This is a genomic window from Haloarcula sp. JP-Z28 (assembly GCF_011440255.1).
Classification (GTDB): Archaea; Halobacteriota; Halobacteria; order Halobacteriales; family Haloarculaceae; genus Haloarcula; species Haloarcula marismortui.
On the sequence record NZ_JAAOHT010000145.1, the window covers coordinates 1 to 1,975 of the forward strand.

Sequence of the window (1,975 nt, forward strand, 5' to 3'; positions counted from 1 at the left end):
GGCCGTCACGGAGCATCTCCAAGAGTTGTTCCTGCTCGTCTTCGCCGAGCTTCGGGGGACGTCCGTCCCCGAAGTTCGGCGTTAATTGGCCAAGACCACCTTCGTTCCAGCGACGTGCCCACCGACTACCCGTCGATTCAGATTTGCCAACGCGGTCAGCTGCCTCCTCAAGGCTGTCGCCCTTGTAGAGATTTTTCACGAACGTGAGGCGGCGGACGACCTTCGGATCGTCCGCCTCCGATAGCAACCGATTGAGATCATCTTCACTCAGATGGCGGACGATCTCTTTGCGTCGGTCCCCGCTCATTGCAACACCTTCTCAGGCTATCCCCATAACTTCACTTGGGTACTATGCACCCCCACCCCACCCACACACCAAGAAGGTGTGTGTGGTGTGGGTGTGAACCCCCCCGCACACACCGAGATGGTGTGTGGATGCGGGTCCGCCCTTCGGGAGGTGCAGTCCTGATGCGGGACACTTCGAAACTGGACTGGATGGTTCCTGCAGACGAGTGGGAACAGTTCCGCCGCCACATCGAATCCCGATTCGGGGTTGCTGAGGGCTATCTGGGCCGTGAAGCCGAACTCGCGATGGAGCAATATATTGACGCGGACGGCTATGCTCGCGTTGAGACGCTCGTCGACCGCCTCGTCTCAGCCGCCGGCCGCTCTCCGGACCACGCCAGCGAAAAAATAAAATCTGATCTGTCGTCTCAGGAACCGACCCGCATCGGCATCCGTGTCGGGACGCCACTCAAAAAAGAGTTCTGTGCATACGTCGACGAGCACACGGACTACAACTACGGCGTCGCCCTCGCACGCGCATTGAACGTCTATCGCGATGGCGGGCGATCTCGCCGCGTAGAAGACAAGCTCGACCGCGTCGTCGACGACGCCGAATCCATGCTGGGCGAGCTCAATGACGACTCCGATAAGAGTCTCAGCAGCGTCCAGCGCAAGACGATCGCCATCTGCCACGATGTCGGTGAGTCGTTCACCGACGAGGTCCTGAACGAGAGCATCCACAACATCGCCGCCGAGGGACCGAAGGCATCCGACCCAACGCTGGAGAAGTACCGCGACCTCGTAATCGACCGCCTCGACTACGAACGCCATCCGCACAACGAGGAGCTGTGGATCTCCCGCGACCAGGCCGAAGAGATCGCCCCCGACGAAACGCCTGCTGAATGCCGCCGCTCGGTCGAACTACTGGATACTGATGAGATGAAGCGCCGTCTCATCTACACCGTTGGCCGTCGGGCAATGGCGACGTCCTCAAAGGACGTGACGCTCCCCGAGCGAGAACTTCGGGAGACAGTGTTCGACGACGAGATATCGAGACCAACGATGCACGAGGTGATGCAAGAAGCCGCCGAGCACTTCGGGATCGGGACTGGCAAACCAGACAGACAACAGGTGCTGCGCCTGAATCTGACCGAACTCAAAATCGACCACCCTGATATGGCCCGGACTATCAGAGAGTTCGCGAACGCCGACGGCGACTCGAAGCTTGCTGACAGCGGCGAGACGACGCTGGGCTCCTATGGTGGCGGTCAGCAACCATCGGCACTGACTGATGGAGGGACTGTCGCGGACTGACTACCCACACTGAACTGCTTGCCAGCACACCCGCAGGTATGCCATCTGCTCGGCTGTTAGCTTCAGCTATATTGTCTGAGGGTCTCGGGAGATGAAAGCTAATGTCCACAAAGCTGACACTTCTGATACCGCTGTCAGAACCCCCCGATGGGTGCCAGCATTAACAGTATGCGCCTCACGCGAATTCAAAGATGGTAGCATTTGATCAGCTGAACTAGACCGCGACCCAGATTCTCGCACTTTCAGGAACGCTCTTGCGAAGGAGATTGTTGATAGCGAGAGCTGCGGCTGAAAGTCGAAGAGGGCAAGGGCACCGCGCCAGCGGTGCCCGATATGTTCCCAATAAGCCGGTTCGTGTCGGAATCGGCTGCAGCGG

2 protein-coding genes are annotated in these 1,975 nt (G+C 59.1%); one reads left to right on the forward strand and one right to left on the reverse strand.

The window, feature by feature from the left end; all coding sequences use genetic code 11:
• Positions 1–307, reverse strand: a 307-nt coding sequence (locus tag G9463_RS23550) for a helix-turn-helix domain-containing protein (protein WP_165897987.1), incomplete at its 3' end; no start/stop codon positions are given.
• A gap of 161 nt (positions 308–468) precedes the next feature.
• Here G9463_RS23550 and G9463_RS23555 point away from each other — a divergent pair.
• A complete protein-coding gene (locus tag G9463_RS23555) occupies positions 469–1,599 on the forward strand; it encodes a hypothetical protein (protein ID WP_165897988.1) in 1,131 nt (376 codons plus the stop codon).
• Positions 1,600–1,975 lie beyond the last annotated feature (376 nt).